Source organism: Nocardiopsis nanhaiensis (assembly GCF_054778635.1).
Genome location: NZ_BAAGZJ010000015.1, coordinates 37951 through 55145, shown reverse-complemented (window position 1 = coordinate 55145; position 17195 = coordinate 37951). Strand labels below are relative to the sequence as shown.

Below are 17195 nucleotides of genomic sequence, written 5' to 3'. Positions count from 1 at the left end.
CCCGGTAAGGCCCCTTATGGCCGAGACACCCACCCGGCGCCCGTCCTTGTGGCGGTTCAGCCGCGACGAGCGCACCCTGGTTCTGGGTGCGCTGCTCAACTCCATGGCGTTCTTCGCCGCCCTGCCGTTCGCCGCGCTCTACCTCGCCGACCGCACCGGACTCTCGGCGGCCATGATCGGCGCGGTTGTCGGCGGGATCCCGCTGATCGCGGCGCTCGGCGGGTTGCTCGGCGGCATGCTCGCCGACCGCTTCGGCACGGTCCGGCTGATGCGTGTGGGCCTGGTGCTGAACGTCGCCGTCTACGGTTCACTGCCGCTGGCCGACGAGCCCGTCGCGATCGTCCTCCTGCTGCTGTGCCTCGGTGTGGCGCGCACGATGGTCGAGCCGAGCATGAAGAAGCTGCTCTCGCTCGCCGACACCGGTGACGGCCGGATCTTCCGGGTCCGCTACATCACCCTGTGCCTGGGCGCGATCGTCGGCCCGGCCGTGGGCGGCGTGCTCTACCACGCGAGTACGGTGGCGTTCTTCCTGGTTCCGGCGGTCCTCTTCGCGCTCTACCTCGCCGTGATGGTGGTCCGCGGCGGTGACCTGTCGCGCCTTGAGCGCAATAACACGCACCGGGCGCCCACCCCGTGGACCCGGGCCCTGCGCGACCCCGTCCTCCTCGCCGCCATCGGGGCGGGCGGGGTGTTCTTCCTGGTGTTCTCCCAGATGGAGACGGCCATTCCGCTGTACATGAAGGATCAGTACGGGGACCGGACGGAGTACCTGTTCGCGTCACTGCTGGTGGTGAACGCGGTCCTGGCCCTGGGCGTGCAGCCCCCGGTGATCTGGCTGTCCGAGCGCCTCTCCCGGGGGCCGCTGGCAGCGCTGGGCTGCGTGTTCTTCACGGCGGCCTTCGCCTGCTTCTGGCTGAGCCCGAGCCATGTGGCGCTGTTGTACGCGGGCATCGTGTTCTGGACCCTGGGCGAGGCGATCCTGCTGCCCCTCCCGGACATCGCGGTGCACACCATCGCCACCGACGAACGCAAGGGCACCTATTTCGGCCTGTCCGAGCTCCGCTACCTGGGCTTCTTCGCGGGTCCCGTCCTCGGCGGCCACCTCCTGGAGGTCTCCGCCCCGGTCTATTTCGCCTTCATGGGCACCGTCGTCTTCCTGTGCGTCCCGCTCCTCTTGCGCGCCCGTGCGGAGCGGGCCTGCTGAGCGGTGCGGACGTTCGCTTGGGGCGGCCGGTCAGCGGGCGCTGATGCGGATGTAGCGGTTGAGGGCCAGGGGCGCGAAGACGGCGATGACGGCCGCCGAGGACAGCACCGCGTAGAGCACCGGGTTCTCCGCGGGCCAGCCGGTGGGCTGGGCCAGTCCCGCGGGGGGCGCGTTGCCGAACAGCTCCCGGGCCGCGGAGGCCACGGCCGTGACCGGGTTCCACTCGGCGAGCACGCGCAGCGGGGCGGGCATCGCCTCGATGGACACGAAGGCGCCCGACACGAAGGCGACCGGGAAGAGCCAGACCAGGCCCAGGCTCTGGGCGACTTCGACGCTGCGGGCGGTCAGGGCGATGAAGGCGCCGATCCAGGAGGTCGCGAAGGCGAAGAACAGCAGCACCGCGACGCCGAGGAACACCTCGCTCGCGCCCGTGGTGACGCGCCATCCGATGGCGAGGCCGACGAGCGCGGTGACCAGGAGGGAAAGGGAGCTGGTGGCCAGGTCCGAGATCGTCCGGCCCAGGATGACCGCGATCCTGGACATGGGCAGCGACCGGTAGCGGTCGACGATGCCCTTCTGGAGGTCGTTGGCCAGCCCGACCGCGGTGAAGGACGAGTTGAACAGCAGGGTCTGCGCGAAGATCCCACCGATCAGGAACTCCCGGTACTCCGCTCCTCCCAGGCTGCCGCCGAAGACGAACGCGAGCAGCAGCACGAACATCACCGGCTGGATCACGCCGGAGACCATGGAACCCGGGGTCCTGAGGACGTTGAGCAGGTTGCGGTGTGCGACCACACCGCTGTCGGACACCGATCTGATGAGCGCTTTCACCGCGGGCCTCCGGCCAGTGGGGCGGGATCGGCCGCCGATGCGTCCCGCTCGCCCTGTCCGGTGAGTTCCAGGAACACCTCGTCCAGGGTGGGGCGGCGCAACGCCACCTCCACGACGGGGACACCCCCGCGTTCCAGCGCGGCGAGCGCACGGGTCAGAGCCCCTTGACCCTCGGATGTGGCCACGGACAGGCGGCGGGCGCCGCAGTCCGCCTCGGGAGGACCGCTGCCGTAGTCGGCGACGATTGCGGCAGCCGGGTCGAGGTCCCCGGCGTCAGCGAGGACGAAGTCCATCCTCGACACCCCCATGTGTTCCTTGAGCGCGTCGGAACTGCCTCGGGCGATCACGGTCCCCTTGTCGATGACGACGATCGTGTCCGAGAGCTGGTCGGCCTCCTCCAGGTACTGGGTGGTCAGGAGGACGGTGGTGCCGTCTTCGACCAGGTTGGACACGATGTCCCAGGTGTCCATCCGCCCGCGCGGGTCCAGGCCTGTGGTGGGTTCGTCGAGGACGACCACCTCCGGCCGGGCCACCAGGGCCCCGGCCAGGTCCAAGCGGCGCCGCATACCGCCCGAGTAGGCGCCCGAACGCTGGCTTGCCACGTCCGAGAGCCGGAAGCGGCGCAGCAGTTCGCGGGCGCGTTCGGCGGCCTGCTTGCGGCTCATCCCGTACAGGCGGCCCACCATGCGCAGGTTCTCGAAGCCGGTGAGCTTCTCGTCCACGGCCGCGTACTGGCCGGAGAGCCCGATACTGCGGCGGACCGCTCCGGGGTCGGTCACGACGTCGTGTCCGGCGACGCGGACGCGTCCGCTGTCGGGGCGGAGCAGGGTGGTGAGCACGCGGACCGCGGTGGTCTTCCCGGCTCCGTTGGGTCCGAGAAGGCCCAGGACGTGGCCGCGCGGCACCCGGAGGTCGATCCCCCGGAGCGCCCGGTGCTTTCCGAAGGACTTGCTCAGGCCCTCGACGTCGATGACATGGTCTTCGGGGTCCACGTCACTCCCTTCGTGGTCGGTGGCCCGGTCGGCTGGTGCGGCCGACCGACCGGGCCGGAGCGGTCAGGCGGCGTCGAGCTGGCGGACCCGGTGGGGCCGCATGTCCGTCCAGTTGGCGTCGATGTAGGCGAGGCACTCCTGGCGCTCGTCCGGGCCGTGGCGCACGACCCACCCGGCCGGGACCGGCACGAAGGCGGGCCACAGGGAGTGCTGATCCTCGTCGTTGACCAGGACGAGGAAGGTGGAGTCGGTGTCGTCGAACGGGTTCTGCATGGCTGGTTCCTTCTGCTCTTTGACTGTTGTTCTGGCGAAATGCGGCCGAGATGGCCGGGGGCTCAAGTGCGGCCGGGGCCGTGTGGCTCCGGCCGGATGGTTCAGGCCCGGCTGGTGAGGGGCCGGGCCAACCGGTCGGCGACGACGGGACCGATCACCGACAGCGGCCCCGGCCTGGCCATGAGCGCGTGGGTGCAGTCCACGTCGTGGTCGTCGATCCGGCCGTCGACGAGGGGCCGCCACCGCTCCGGCAGCGAGACCCCGGGAACGCTGTCCCGGGTCGCGGTGAAGAAGAGGACGTCCCCGTCGAAGACCGGCGGCTGGCCGTGGCGCAGCAGGGACACCTGCTGGTCGAAGGCGCGGAGCATGGCGTCGACCGTCTCCTCCGAAAGCGCGCCCAAGGGGTCGTCGGCCCGTTGGAAGGCCTCCAGGGCGTCTCTGGCCGTGGGTTCTTCGGGCAGGTCAGCGCTCGCTTGGACGTAGCCCAAGGCCCGGAGCAGTGCGGTGAGGACCTCACCGTCGTCGGCGAAGTCCGTGTCGGCGTCCTGCCCGAACGGGTGCGAGTCCAGCAATGCGAGTGTCGCCACCTCGTCGCCGCTCTCCTGGAGGTGTCCGGCGAGCGCGTGTGCGATGTTGCCGCCGAAGGACCAGCCCAGCAGATGGTAGGGCCCCTCGGGCTGGATCCCGCGGATGCGTGCGGCGTAGTCCTCGGTCAGTGCCTTCAGATCCGGTGCTTGGTCCGTGACCGGGTCGCCGGGGGCGAGCCCCGGGGCCTGGAGGCCGTAGACGGGGTGGTCGGCGCCGACGTACCGGGCCAGCCCCGAGTAGGACCAGGCCAGTCCCCCGGCGGGATGCACGCAGAACAGCGGTGCGCCCTCCCCGGTGGCGCGGATCGGCAGGATCCGGCCGAGCCCGCTCCGCGCGGCTCCGCCCTGGGCGCTGTCCGGACGGTCCGGGCCGTCGGCGGCCCCGATGAGCCCGGCGACCGTGGGGTTCTGGAAGAGCATGGGGACGGTGACCTCCCGGCCCAGGACGGAACTGGCCCTGCGCACGAGGCGCGCCGCCAGCAGGGAGTGACCGCCCAGTTCGAAGAACCCGTCGTGGACGCCGACCTTCGGCAGGTCCAGGACCTCCGCGAACAGCGCGCACAGCCGGGCCTCGCGGCGGGTCTCGGGTACCCCGGTCACCTGCGGTGCGTGGTCCGCGGGGTCGGGCAGGGCAGCGTGGTCCACCTTCCCGTTCACGGTCAGCGGCACGGACTCCAGGCGGACGAAGACCGCGGGGACCATGTAGTCGGGAAGTTGGGCGCCGAGGTGTCGGCGCAGTTCCGCGTCGGTGGGGCCGGGCCGCTCGCGCGGCACCGGGTAGGCCACGAGCCTGGCGTCCCCGCTCGCCGTACGACGCACCAGGACCGCGGCATCAGCGACGTCGGGATGGTCGACCAGGTGCGCCTTGACCTCCCCGGGTTCGATGCGGAAACCGCGGAGTTTGACCTGGTCGTCGGCGCGGCCGACGAAGTCCAGGGTGCCGTCGGAGCGCCACCGCACCAGGTCGCCGGTGCGGTACATGCGCCCGCCGGAGGCGGTGAAGGGGTCGGCGACGAACCGCTCGCCCGTCATTCCGGGTCGGCTGCGGTAGCCGCGCGCCAGCCCGGCCCCGGCGATGTAGAGCTCGCCGAGGGCACCCACGGGCGCGGGCTGGAGCCCGTTGTCCAGGACGTAGACCCGGATGTTGCCGACCGGTCGGCCGATGGTGGGTCCCGCCTCGCCGCCGATCCCGGCGACGACGGCGTCCACCGTGGTCTCGGTGGGCCCGTAGAAGTTGTAGGCGCGCACGCCGGGGCGCCGGCTCAGCGTCTCCCAGAGGTCGGTGTCCACCGCCTCGCCGCCCAGCGCCACGACGGAGAGCGCGTCCGCGTGGTCGAGCACCCCCTCGGCGATGAGTCTGCGGGCGTGGCTGGGCGTGGTTTCGATGGAGTCCACCCCGTTGCGGCGGAGGTAGTCGGCGAGCCCGGAGGGGTTCCGGCGCACGCCGTCCCCGACCATGTGGAGTTCGTGGCCGCCGACCAGCCAGAGGACCGGGTCCCAGGAGGCGTCGAATGCCACGCCCGCGGTGTGCGCGACGCGGAGCCTGCGGCCCAGTTCCTCGCTCACCGGGGCGAAGAGCTCCTCCCTGTGGCTCAGGAACAGGTTGACCAGGGATCCGTGCTCGACCTCGACGCCCTTGGGTCGGCCGGTGGAACCGGAGGTGTAGATGACGTACACCACGTCGGAGGCGGAGAGCGGACGGACCCGCTCGCGGTCGGTCGGGGCGCCCGCGGTGGCGCAGTGGCAGTCGCCGTGCTTGTCCGTGAGGGTGTCCACCCCAAGGACCTCGGTCCCGCCCGCGGTCCGGTGCGTGAGTGCGGGCCGGTGCGCGAGTGCTGCGTCGGTGAGCACGAGCCGCGGTTCGGCGTCCTCGACCATGGCGGCCAGCCGCTCGTCGGGATGGTCCGCGTCCAAGGGGAGGTAGGCGGCCCCGCTCTTGAGGACGGCGAGGAGGCTCACCACGGTCTCGACCGACCTGGGGAGCAGGACGGCGACCACGTCGCCGGGTCCGTTCCCGAGTTTGACCAGCGAGCGGGAGAGGCAATTGGCCCGCCGTTCGAGAGCGGCGAAGCTGAGCCGCTCCCCTCCGCACACCAGGGCGGTGGCGTCGGGGGTACGCCGGACCTGGTCCTCGAACAGTTCCACGACGGTCTCGGCCGGGAGCTCCCGGCTGCGGCCCCGGCCGTCGGAGAGCAGGCCCGCCCGCTCGTCGCCGGAGAGGATGTCCAGCCGTCCCAGCGGGGTCCCGGGGGCCCGGGTGGCCGCATCCAGCAGCCGCACGTACCGCTCGACGAGGAGCCGTGCCGTGGCCGGGTCGAACATCGCGCTGTTGTACTCCAGCGTGCCCGCGACTCCCCCGACGCCGCCGAGGGAGCAGGTCTGCTCGGCGAGGTCGAAGGAGAGGTCGAACTTGGCTCCCGGCGCGGTGGCGCCCGGTTCGGGCCGCACGTCCAGCCCCGGCAGCTCCAAGGTGGGGGTCTCGTTGTTCTGGAGGGTGAGGACGGTCTGGAACAGGGGGTGCCGCCCGAGCGCACGGGACGGGTTCAGCCGTTCCACGATCTGCTCGAAGGGCACTTCCTGGTCGTCGAAGGCGTCCAGGTCCCCGTCGCGCACCCGGGCCAGGAGTTCGGTGAAGGACGGGTTGCCGGAGGTGTCGGTGCGCAGTGGGAGCGTGTTGACGAAGAACCCGACCAGCTCGTCCAGTGCGGGGTCGGTGCGCCCGGCGACCGGGGTGCCGATGACGATGTCCTCGCCCGCTCCCAGGCGGGTGTGCAGGGCGGCGAGACCAGCTTGGAGCACCATGAACAGGCTCGTGGAAGTGGACCGTGCCACGCGCAGCAGCCGTTCGTGCAGGTCCGCGCCGAGGTCGACCGGCGCGCTGGCGGACGGCTGGGAGGTGGTGCGCGGCCGGGGGCGGTCAGAAGGGAGCCTGAGCTCGTCGGGGGCGCCGGACAGGCGGCGGGCCCACGCGTCGAGGCTGCGCCGGAGCGGGCTTCCCGGGTCGCTGTCGTCGCCCAGCACCTCGCGCTGCCACAGCGCGTAGTCGGCGTACTGGACCGGGAGGTCCCGGCCGAGCGGGGCGGTGCCGTGCACGCGGGCGGTGTAGGCGGTGGAGAGGTCGCGTGCCAGCGGCGCGGTCGACCAGCCGTCGCCCGCGATGTGGTGCAGGACCAGCAGCAGCACGTGGTCGGGGCCCGCCTTGAACAGGTGCCCGCGCAGGGGTGTCTCGACCGCCAGGTCGAATCCCCTCGCGGCTTCGCGGGCCAGGGCCCGGTGTAGTTCCTCTTCGGAGGCGACCTCGGTGAAGCCGGTCTCCGGGGCCGAGGACTCCGGCGGGAGCACGCGCTGGTAGGGCTCGCCGTCGGCGTCGGGGAAGACGGTGCGCAGGCTCTCGTGGCGTGCCGTCACGTCACCGAGGGCCCCGCGGAGGGCCTCCGTGTCCGGTGCTCCGGTGATCCGCACCGCCATGGGCAGGTTGTAGTCGGCCGCCGTGGTGTCCATGCGGTTGAGGAACCAGAGCCTGCGCTGCGCGAAGGACAGCGGAGTCCGCTCGGGCCGGGAGACCGGCTGAAGCGGCGGACGGGAGTGGCGTCCGGTACCGAGCGCGGCGGCCAGACCGGAGACGGTCGGCGCCTCGAACAGGGTGCGGACCGCGGCCTCGGCGCCCACCGCGTGCCGGATGCGGGCGACCAGGCGCACCGCGAGGAGCGAGTGTCCGCCGAGCTCGAAGAAGTCGTCGTCGATCCCCACCTCCGGCACGTCCAGGACCTTGGCGAAGAGCTCGCACAGCACGGCCTCGTTCCGGTCGCGCGGACCCCGGCCGCCGCCGGCGACGGCCTCCGGTTCGGGCAGCGCCGACCGGTCGAGCTTGCCGTTGGGGGTCAGCGGGAGTTCGGGCAGCACCATGACCACGCCGGGCAGCATGGCCGCGGGGAGCCTGCGGGCGGCGTGGTCGCGTACCCCGCGGGTGTCCGGAGCCGCGCGGGACCGGGCGGTGACGTAGGCGGCCAGCCGCGCGTCACCGTCCTTGGTGCGGGTGAGCGCGACCCCGGCCTGGGCGACGTCGGGGTGTTCGGCCACCACGGCCTCCACCTCTCCGAGCTCGATCCGGTGGCCCCGGATCTTGACCTGGCCGTCGGCGCGGCCGACGTAGCGCAGCACCCCGTCCGGACGCCGGGTGACCAGGTCGCCGGTGCGGTACATGCGGGATCCGTCGGCGGCGAACGGGTCGGCGACGAAGCGGTCGGCGGTCAGGCCCGGGCGGCCGAGATAGCCGCGGGCGATCCCGGCGCCGGTCAGGTAGAGCTCGCCGACCACCCCGGCGGGGACCGGGCGCAGCAGGGTGTCCAGCACGCGCGCGCCGGTGTTGGCGATCGGTCTGCCGATGGCCGGTTCGTCCTCCTCGTCGGAGCGGGCGGTGACGCTGTCGACCGTGCACTCGGTGGGCCCGTAGAGGTTGTGGGCCACCAGCCCCGGTGTCTCGCCCAGTTCCCGCCACAGCCGGGGGTCGACGGGTTCGCCGCCCAGGGCAATCACGCTCGGGCCGGAGCCGGAGCCGGACCCGCCGTCGGCGCCGCCGCCGACCAGGCCCAGCGCGAGGAGCTGGCGGGCGTAGGACGGGGTGGTCTCGACCGCGTCGATCCCGCGGTCGCGCAGGTGCGCGACCAGGCGTTCGGCGTCCCCTCGGAGCGGGTCCTGCACGACGTGCAGTTCGTGGCCGTCCGCCATCCAGAGAAACGGGTCCCACGCGGCGTCGAAGGAGACCCCGGCGGTGTGCGCGACCCGCAGGTGCCGACCGGCGGCGGCGCGGGCCGGTTCGAACACGCGCTCCTGGTGGGAGCGGAACAGGTTGGCCAGCGAGCGGTGCTCGACGACCACGCCCTTGGGGCGGCCGGTGGAACCGGAGGTGTAGACGACGTAGGCCGCGTCGTGGGGGCCGGGGCCGGGTGGGGCAGCGTTCATCGACGTGTCCGGCGGCAGGGCGTCCAGGTGCAGCACCGTGCTGTCGGCGGGCGGGCGTGTCCGGTCGCCCGTGGTGGTGAGGACGTGCGCGGGCGCGGCGTCGGCCAGCATGTGGTCGATCCGCTCCCTCGGGTACGAGGTGTCGACCGGCATGTAGGCCGCCCCGCTGCGGAGCACGCCCAGCAGGGCGACCGCGAGGTCGGCCGAGCGGGGCAGCATCGTCGCCACGACCGTCCCGGGGCCCGCACCGCGGTCGGCGAGCAGGCAGGCCAGGCTCTCGGCACGGGCGTCGAGTTCGGCGTAGGTGAGGGTGTCGTCGCCGGCGACCACGGCGGTGCGGTCCGGGGTGCACAGGACCTGGGCGGTGAACGCGTCCAGGATCGTCTCGGGCTCGTGTGGGCGGGTCGGTCCGACCGCACCCGCGGCCAGCGCGTCCCGCTCGCCGGGCAGGAGGAGTTCGGCCTCCGCCACGCCGGTGTCCGGCGTCGCGGCCAGCGCCGACAGCAGGTGGGTGAAGCGCGCGGCGATCGACGCGGCGGTGTCGCCGTCGAACAGGTCCGCGTCGTACTCCAAGCCGCCCAGGAGCCCGGCGGGGGAGCCGTCGGTGCCTTGGTGCTCGGTGAGGTTCAGGGTGAGGTCGAACTTGGCCTGGTCGGTGCCGACCCCCTCCTGCACGCTGGTCTCCAGCCCGTCCAGCGACGGCTGCGCGGCCGGGATGTTCTGGAGGGCGAGCATGACCTGGAAGAGCGGGTGGCGCGAGCTGCGGCGCGGCGGCCGCAGCTCCTCCACGACTCGGTCGAAGGGCGCGTCCTGGTGGGAGAACGCGGCGAGGCTGGCATCCCTTGAGCGGGTGACCAGGTCGTCGAAGGTCGGGTTTCCGGACGCGTCGGTGCGGATGACGACGGTGTTGACGAAGAAGCCGACCAGCGCGTCGAGCTCGACCTCCGACCGGCCCGCCGTGGGTGTGCCGACGGTCAGGTCGGGTCCCGCGCCGAGGCGGGACAGCAGGGCGGCCAGCCCGGCGTTGAGCACCATGAACATGCTCGCGCCGTGCCGGTCGCCCAGCTCGTTCAGGCGCTCGTGCAGTTCCGGGGACAGGGCCAGCGGTACCGAGCCGCCGCGGCCACTGGACCGCTCGGGGCGGGGGCGGTCCACCGGGAGGAGCACTTCCTCAGGGGCACCGCGCAAGGCGTCGCGCCAGAAGCCCAGCTGCCGCGACATCTCGCTGTCGGGGTCGGCGGCGGAGCCGAGCACCTCGTTCTGCCAGAGGGTGTAGTCGGCGTACTGGACCGGCAGGGGCGCCCATTCAGGTGCCCGGCCCTCGGAGCGGGCCGCGTAGGCGGCGGCCAGGTCCTGGGCGAGCGGGCCCAGTGACCAGCCGTCTCCGGCGATGTGGTGCAGGACGAGCAGGAGGACGTGGTCGTTGTCGCCGACCCGCAGGAGCCGGACCCGGAACGGTGTCTCGGCGGTGACGTCCAGCCCGCGCCCGGCCTCCGCCGCGAGGACACGCTCCAGGTCCTGCTCCGGACAGGTGACCGAGGCGTAGTCGAGGTCGGCTGCGCGCGAGGCCAGCACTCGCTGCTCAGGCTCCTCCCCATGGCTGGGGAAGACGGTGCGCAGGGTCTCGTGGCGCTCGACGACGTCGTCCAGGGCGCGGCGCAGGGCACCGGTGTCGAGCTCGCCGCGCAACCGCAGCGCCGCCGGAATGTTGTAGGCGCCCGAGCCCGGTGCGAACCGGTTGAGGAACCACAGCCTGCGCTGGGCGTGTGACAGGGGAATGCGGTCGGGGCGTTCGCGTACCTCCAGGCGGGGACCCGTTTCGGCCGTCTCCGGCAGGGACCGGGCCAAGGCGGCGGCGGTCGGGTTCTCGAAGAGTTCGCGGATGGCGGGGGCCGCGCCGAACTCGGAGCGGATGCGGCCGATCAGCCGGGTGGCCAGCAGTGAGTGGCCGCCCAAGGCGAAGAAGTCGTCGTCCACGCCGACGGTGTCCACACCGACGGCCTCGGCGATGAGCGCGCAGAGCAGCCGTTCGCGCTCCGTGCGCGGCGGGCGGGACCGGGAGTCCTTGGTGGTGGGCGCGGGCAGGGCGTCGCGGTCCAGCTTGCCGCTGGGGGTCAGCGGGATCTCGGGAACCGCCACGACCTGCGCGGGGACCATGAATCCCGGTAGCCGGTCGGCCGCGTGCGCGCGGACCTGCTCTGTGCCGGATGGGCTCACCTCGGTGTCGGAGGTGTCCGCCGCGACCACGTAGGCCACGAGGCGCGTGTCGGTGCCGTCGCCGACCGGGACCACCGCTGCCCGGCGCACGCCGGGCGCGGCCCGGACGACCGCCTCCACCTCGCCCGGTTCGACCCGCACGCCCCGCACCTTGACCTGGTCGTCGGCCCGGCCCAGGAAGCGGAGGGTGTGGCCAGGCCCCGGGGACACCAGGTCGCCGGTGCGGTACATTCGGCCGCCGTCGGCGGCGAAGGGATCGGACACGAACCGCTCGGCGGTCAGGACGGGTCGGCCCCGGTAGGCGCGGGCGACGGCCTCGCCCGCCACGTAGAGCTCTCCCGTGGCCCCCTCGGGCACGGGCCTGAGCCCCGAATCCAGGACGTAGGCGCGCGAGTTGGCGACCGCGGCCCCGATCACGGGCTCGGTGCCGGGGGTGATGGGCGCGGTAAGGCTGTCCACCGTGGTCTCGGTGGGGCCGTACAGGTTGTGGGCGCTCACGTGTTCCAGGGACGCGAGTGTGTTCCACAGGTCGCGGTCCACGGCCTCGCCGCCCAGGGCGATGACCGAAGGCCCGCCGGGCCCGCCCAGCCCTTCGTCCAGGAGCGCGCGGGCGAAGGAGGGGGTGGTCTCGACGACATCCAGTCCGCGCTCGCGCAGGTGGGCGGTGAGCCGCTGCGGGTCGCGGCGGAGTCCGTCGTCGACCAGGTGCAGTTCGTGGCCGTCCACCATCCAGAGGAAGGGGTCCCAGGAGGCGTCGAAGGAGAGTCCGGCGGTGTGCGCCGCTCTGAGTCTTCTGCCGAGGCGGTCCTGAGCGGGGCCGAAGACGCGCTCGCGGTGGGAGTACAGGAGGTTGAGCAGGGACCGGTGTTCCACGGCCACGCCCTTGGGGGTGCCCGTGGAACCGGAGGTGTAGATGACGTAGGCGAGGTCGTCTGCGGTGGCGGCACGGGTCAGTTCGGCGGGGCTGGGGCGGGGCCCCTGCTCCACGCAGGCCCGGATGGCCGGGTCGTCCATGAACACGGTGCCGGTGTCGGCGGTGCCGGGCACGGTCGCGCAGTGGGCCAGGACCACGTCCGGTCGGGCGTCCCGGACCATGGCGGCCAGGCGGCCCTCGGGGTAGTCGGGGTCCAGCGGCAGGCAGGCCGCGCCGGCCTTGAGCACGGCCAGCTGGGCCACGGGGAGGTCGGTGTGCCGCCCCAGGCGGATACCGACGACGCAGCCCGGGCCTACTCCGTGCTGGGCGAGCCGGGCCGCCCAGCGGTCGGAGCGGTCGTCGAGTTCGGCGAAGGTCAGGCTTCCGTCGGGCGCGACGACGGCGGTGTTCCCGGGTGTGCGCGAGGCGGTGAGCTCGAACTCGGCGGCGACGGTGTGGTCGGGCAGCGTGCGGGTGGCGCCGCCGGCCCGCTCCAGCACCTCCCGCTCGTCCTGCGCGGACTGTACGTCGAGGACGCCCACCGGGGTGGCGGCGTCGTCGGCGATGGCCCGCATGACGTGGAACAGGCGCTGCTGGTGGTCCTCGAGATCGGTGGCGGTGTAGAGGTCGGGGTTGCCGTCGAAGTCCACGCGGATGTCGCTGGCGGCGCTGAGCCCGTGGAAGATGACGGACAGGTCCTCGATCGGCCCGACCGACAGGTTGTGCGTGGTGGCCGGCAGACCCGCGAAGACCAGTTCCCCCAGCGGCGGGATGATGTTCACCGACGGGCCGGTCACCCGGCGGCCGGTGCTGCCTGAGCCACCGCCCCGGCGCATCTCCTCGTAGCGGTACCGCTGGTGGCGCAGGACCTGCCGGGTCTCCCGCGCGACCTGCCCCATGAGTTCGGACACGGGCCGGTCCGGCCGGACCCGCACGCGCAGCGGGATGATGTTGGAGACCGCGACCGGGACCGACCTGGCGTGCGGGGTGCGGCGCGTGGTCACCGGCAGCCCCAGGACGATGTCGCGGGCACCGGTGTGGCGGTGGAGGTAGACGGCGGTGGCCGTGAGGACCGCGGCGGGCAGGCTGGTCCGCTGCTCGCGGGCGGCAGCCTGGAGCCCGGCGGCAACCGTGCGCGGCAGGTGGGCGGTGGCCCGGTTGAGGCTGGTCGGCATCCGCGTGGGCTGACCGGCCAGGCCGACCGCTTCGGGTGCGTCGGCCATCCGCTCCGCCCAGAAGCTCTCGTCCTCCGCGGCGGTCCCGTCCTCGCGGTAGGCCGCCTCCTCGTCCAGGAGCCGGCTCATCGACCCGAAGGGGTTGGGCCCGGGCTCGGTTCCGGCGACGAGGGCGTCGTGGACTTCGGTGATCCGGGCCAGGACCAGCATCGCCCCGTAGCCGTCCAGGAGCAGGTGGTGGACCCGCTGGTAGACGAAGTGGCGCTCCGGGCCGAGCTGGAAGACGACCTCGGCGAACAGGGTGTCTCCACGCACGTCGAGGGACCGGGCGAGGTCCTCGCGCATCCACCGGCGAGCCGCCTCGGCGGGGTCGTCCTCAGCGGTGAGGTCGACGACGTCGGGCCACCAGTCCTCGGGGCGGCGGACCTCCTGCCAGGGCACCCCGTCGTCCTCGCCGAAGCGCAGGTGCAGCGACTCGGTCTCCAGCACCGCCCGGCGGATCGCCGAGCACAGGGCCGGTACGTCCAGCGGACCGTTGAGCTCCAGGTACTCGGCGATGGCGTACACCGGGTTTCCCGGGTCCATCTGCTGGGCGTACCACAGCCCCTTCTGGGCGGCCGTGAGCGGCAGGCGGTGGGGGTGGCCGGTGTTCGTCATCGAAAACCTTCCGATCGCTTCGGCGCCTCCGCGCGAGCAGCGGAGGGGACGCGGGTGTGGGGCTCGTGGGAGGCCGGGTCCGCTCGCCCGGAGGCGGTGCCCCGCATCCCGAGCGATCGCCCCATTGCTGAAGGTTGACCGCTTTCACTCGCTTGGTTCACGGGTGATTCGGGGCATTGCGCCCAGAGGATGGCGTGAGGCGCGTCACATGGCGCGTCCTCGCCGCTCAGCTCGTCCCGGACTTTTCCGTGCGACCGGGGACTGTTTCCCTCCGGCCGCGCGGGGCTGCAGTGTGCCTAGTTCCTGACCTGGTAGTTGCCGATGAAGATGTTGACCAGGCCGCCGTCTCCGGCCGGACCGCCGCCCCCGACGAGACCCCCGAGCAGCTCCGGTGAGGACGCGGAGGATTCGGCGTCGGCGGCATCGGTGTCGGCGGAGGCCGCATGGGCGGGCGAGGCGGCCAGGCCCGACAGGGCCGTGGCGGCGAAGGCGGAGAACAGGAGGGCGGCGGCGCGGCTGCACGTGCGTCCCATGGCAGCGGTTTCCCTTCACGAGGTGGCTGGACGGGCCTTCCGCCGTGGGGGCGGAGCGGCCCGTCAGGCATTCGTGGCCGAAGCGTCCGGGTATTGGTCGGATTCGCCACCGATTTCCGGACGCCGCACGCCGCGCACGGAAGCCGCGTTTCCTACCGATTGGTAACAATTGGGATTGTCACCCTCGGGACTCTGGTGGGCGTGACCCGGGCCACTCTAGAGTTCCGCCTATGGGTGTAATGCGTAAGCGTGTCCTTCTTCGTGTCCTCCTGGGGTCTGTCGCCGTTGTCGCGTCACTTGCCCTCGTCGCGTCCCTTTTGGGGGTCTGGGCGGTACGGAGTTCCTTCCCGGAGACCTCCGGCGAGCTCTCCCTCTCCGAGCTGGACTCCCCCGTCTCGGTGCTGCGCGACGGCCACGGGGTCCCGCACGTCTACGCGGACAACGCCGACGACCTGTTCACGGCCCAGGGGTTCACCCACGCTCAGGACCGCTTCTGGGAGATGGACTTCCGCCGCCACGTCACCGCCGGGCGCACCGCGGAACTCTTCGGCCCCGACCAGGTGGAGACCGACGTCTACCTGCGCACCATGGGTTGGCACCGGATCGCCGAGCAGGAGTACGAGATCCTCGACGAGGACACGCAGCGCTACTTGGACGCCTACGCGGCCGGGGTGAACGCCTGGATCGACGACAACCAGGGGCTCGCCGCCAGCCTCGAGTACGGCCTCCTCGGCATCACCGCCGACGACTACACGGTCGAGCCCTGGACCCCCGTGCACAGTCTCGCCTGGCTCAAGGCCATGGCCTGGGACCTCGGCGGCAACCTCCAACAGGAGACCGAGCGCGCACTGCTCCTCGCCGAGGGGATGGAAGAGGAGCGGATCGATGAGCTCTACCCCGCCTATCCCTCCGACAAGCACGACCCCATCACCGCCACCGAAGAGCACAACGGGGCGGAGCCCGAGGCCGACCTGTCCCCGGCCCCGGACATGCCGGACGGGGCCGCCGACGCGCTCGCGGAACTCTCCGGCGTCAGCGAGGCCATCCCCGACCTCGTCGGCCCCTCCGACAGCCCCGACCTGGGCTCGAACTCCTGGGTCGTCTCCGGTGAGCACACCGAGACCGGCGCGCCCCTGCTCACCAACGACCCCCACCTCGGCGCCTCCATGCCGTCCACCTGGTACCAGATGGGCCTGCACTGCACGGAGATCACCGAAGAGTGCCCGTTCGACGTGAGCGGTTTCAGCTTCTCCGGCCTACCCGGCGTGGTCATCGGCCAGAACGAGTCCATCGCCTGGGGCTTCACCAACCTCAACCCCGACGTCATGGACCTCTACCTTGAGCAGGTCGAGGGCGACCACTACGTGGTGGACGGCGAGGAGCACCCGCTGGAGATCATCGAGGAGACGGTCGAGGTCTCCGGGGGCGAGGACGTCGACCTGACCATCCGCTCCACCCACCGCGGACCGATCCTGTCGACGGAGCAGGCGGGCCCGCCCGGCGAGAACCTGGACGCGATCGGCGCCAACGCGGCCGACGGCGAAGACGGCCCGTACGAGGTCTCCCTGCGCTGGACCGCCCTCCAACCGGGCACCGCGGCCGACGCGATCTTCAGTATGAACCGGGCCCGTGACTGGGACGGATTCCGCGAGGCCGCCAGCCAGTTCGACGTGCCGTCGCAGAACCTCGTCTACGCCGACAACGAGGGCAATATCGGGTACCAGGCACCCGGCCTGGTACCGGTCCGGGGTGAAGGCGACGGCCGCTGGCCCGCCCCGGGATGGGACTCGGACTACGACTGGGAGGACGAGTACATCCCGTTCGAGGAACTCCCCAGCGTGTACAACCCCGAATCCGGGGTCATCTCCACGGCGAACGAGTCGGTCGTCGACGAGGACTACGAACACTTCCTGACCTCGGACTGGAACTACGGCTACCGGGGCCAGCGGATCAACGACCTGCTGGACCAGGCGATCGCCGACGGGCCGGTGACCACCGAAGACATGGAGGAGATCCTCATGGACTCGCTCCACACGAGCGCCATGGAGGTCACCCCGTTCCTGCTGGACACCGAGGTCGAGGGCACGACCGCCGAGGCCCAGGAGCTGCTGCGCGAATGGGACCACCGCAACGAGCCCGACTCCGCGGGGGCGGCCTTCTACAACGCCACTTGGCGCCAGCTCCTGCCGCTGCTCTTCGACGAACTGGTCGACCTGGGTGAGCCGGGTGAGCCCGACGACCCCGACAGCGCCGGGGAATGGGGCGAGCACGCCATGGGCGGCGGCTCAAGAGCGATGCACGTGGTGTCCCAGCTGCTCGAGGACCCCGAGTCCTCCTGGTGGGAGGGCGACGAGGCCAGCGGCCGGGAGGAGGTCCTGGCCGCGGCCATGGACGCCGGGGCCGAGGAACTCACCGAACTGCTCGGCGACGACCCCGCCGACTGGCGCTGGGGCGACCTGCACACCCTCACCGCCACACACGAGTCGTTCGGCACGTCGGGGATCGGCCCCGTGGAGTGGCTGTTCAACCGCGGCCCGGTAGAGACCTCGGGCGGGTCCGACATCGTGAACGCCACGGGTTGGGACGCGTCCGAGGGCTTCGGTATCACTACGGTCCCGTCCATGCGGATGGTCGTGGACCTGTCCGACCGCGACTCCTCCACGTGGATCAACCTCACCGGCAACTCCGGCCACGCCTTCCACCCCAACTACGACGACCAGTTGGAGCTGTGGGCCGAGGGCGAGACCCTGCCCTGGGCGGTGACCGAGGAGGCCGTACGCGAGGCCAGCACGGACGAACTCACCTTGGTCCCCTAGCCGCGGGAGGGCCGCGGAACAGGACGGCTCCGGTC

Annotated in this window: 7 protein-coding genes; 2 read left to right on the top strand and 5 right to left on the bottom strand. The window is 72.3% G+C overall.

The window, feature by feature from the left end; translation table 11 throughout:
• The first annotated feature begins 16 nt into the window (after nucleotides 1–16).
• Nucleotides 17–1204 (top strand): MFS transporter, encoded by a 1188-nt coding sequence (locus ACYVD1_RS09745; protein ID WP_460770513.1) that lies wholly within the window; start codon nucleotides 17–19, stop codon nucleotides 1202–1204.
• A gap of 30 nt (nucleotides 1205–1234) precedes the next feature.
• Here ACYVD1_RS09745 and ACYVD1_RS09740 read toward each other — a convergent pair whose 3' ends face one another.
• The 5 genes from ACYVD1_RS09740 to ACYVD1_RS09720 all read right to left on the bottom strand — a co-directional run bounded on the left by ACYVD1_RS09740 (nucleotide 1235) and on the right by ACYVD1_RS09720 (nucleotide 14344).
• Nucleotides 1235–2035, bottom strand: coding sequence for an ABC transporter permease (locus ACYVD1_RS09740; protein WP_460770511.1), 801 nt, complete (start codon nucleotides 2033–2035; stop codon nucleotides 1235–1237).
• A complete protein-coding gene (locus ACYVD1_RS09735; protein WP_460770509.1) occupies nucleotides 2032–3027 on the bottom strand; it encodes an ATP-binding cassette domain-containing protein in 996 nt (331 codons plus the stop codon). The genes ACYVD1_RS09740 and ACYVD1_RS09735 overlap by 4 nt, the downstream gene beginning before the upstream one ends.
• A gap of 63 nt (nucleotides 3028–3090) precedes the next feature.
• Complete coding sequence (locus ACYVD1_RS09730) at nucleotides 3091–3300, bottom strand: MbtH family protein (RefSeq protein WP_460756219.1); 210 nt, start codon at nucleotides 3298–3300, stop codon at nucleotides 3091–3093.
• A gap of 101 nt (nucleotides 3301–3401) precedes the next feature.
• On the bottom strand, nucleotides 3402–13811 hold the full coding sequence (locus ACYVD1_RS09725) for an amino acid adenylation domain-containing protein (RefSeq protein ID WP_460770507.1): 10410 nt from the start codon (nucleotides 13809–13811) through the stop codon (nucleotides 3402–3404).
• Nucleotides 13812–14107: 296 nt separating this feature from the next.
• Nucleotides 14108–14344, bottom strand: a complete 237-nt coding sequence (locus ACYVD1_RS09720; RefSeq protein ID WP_460770505.1) for a hypothetical protein — start codon at nucleotides 14342–14344, stop codon at nucleotides 14108–14110.
• A gap of 239 nt (nucleotides 14345–14583) precedes the next feature.
• Between ACYVD1_RS09720 and ACYVD1_RS09715 the strand changes: the two genes are divergently transcribed.
• Nucleotides 14584–17160 carry a penicillin acylase family protein gene (locus tag ACYVD1_RS09715; protein WP_460770503.1) on the top strand — a complete coding sequence of 859 codons (2577 nt, stop codon included), beginning with the start codon at nucleotides 14584–14586 and terminating at the stop codon, nucleotides 17158–17160.
• Nucleotides 17161–17195 lie beyond the last annotated feature (35 nt).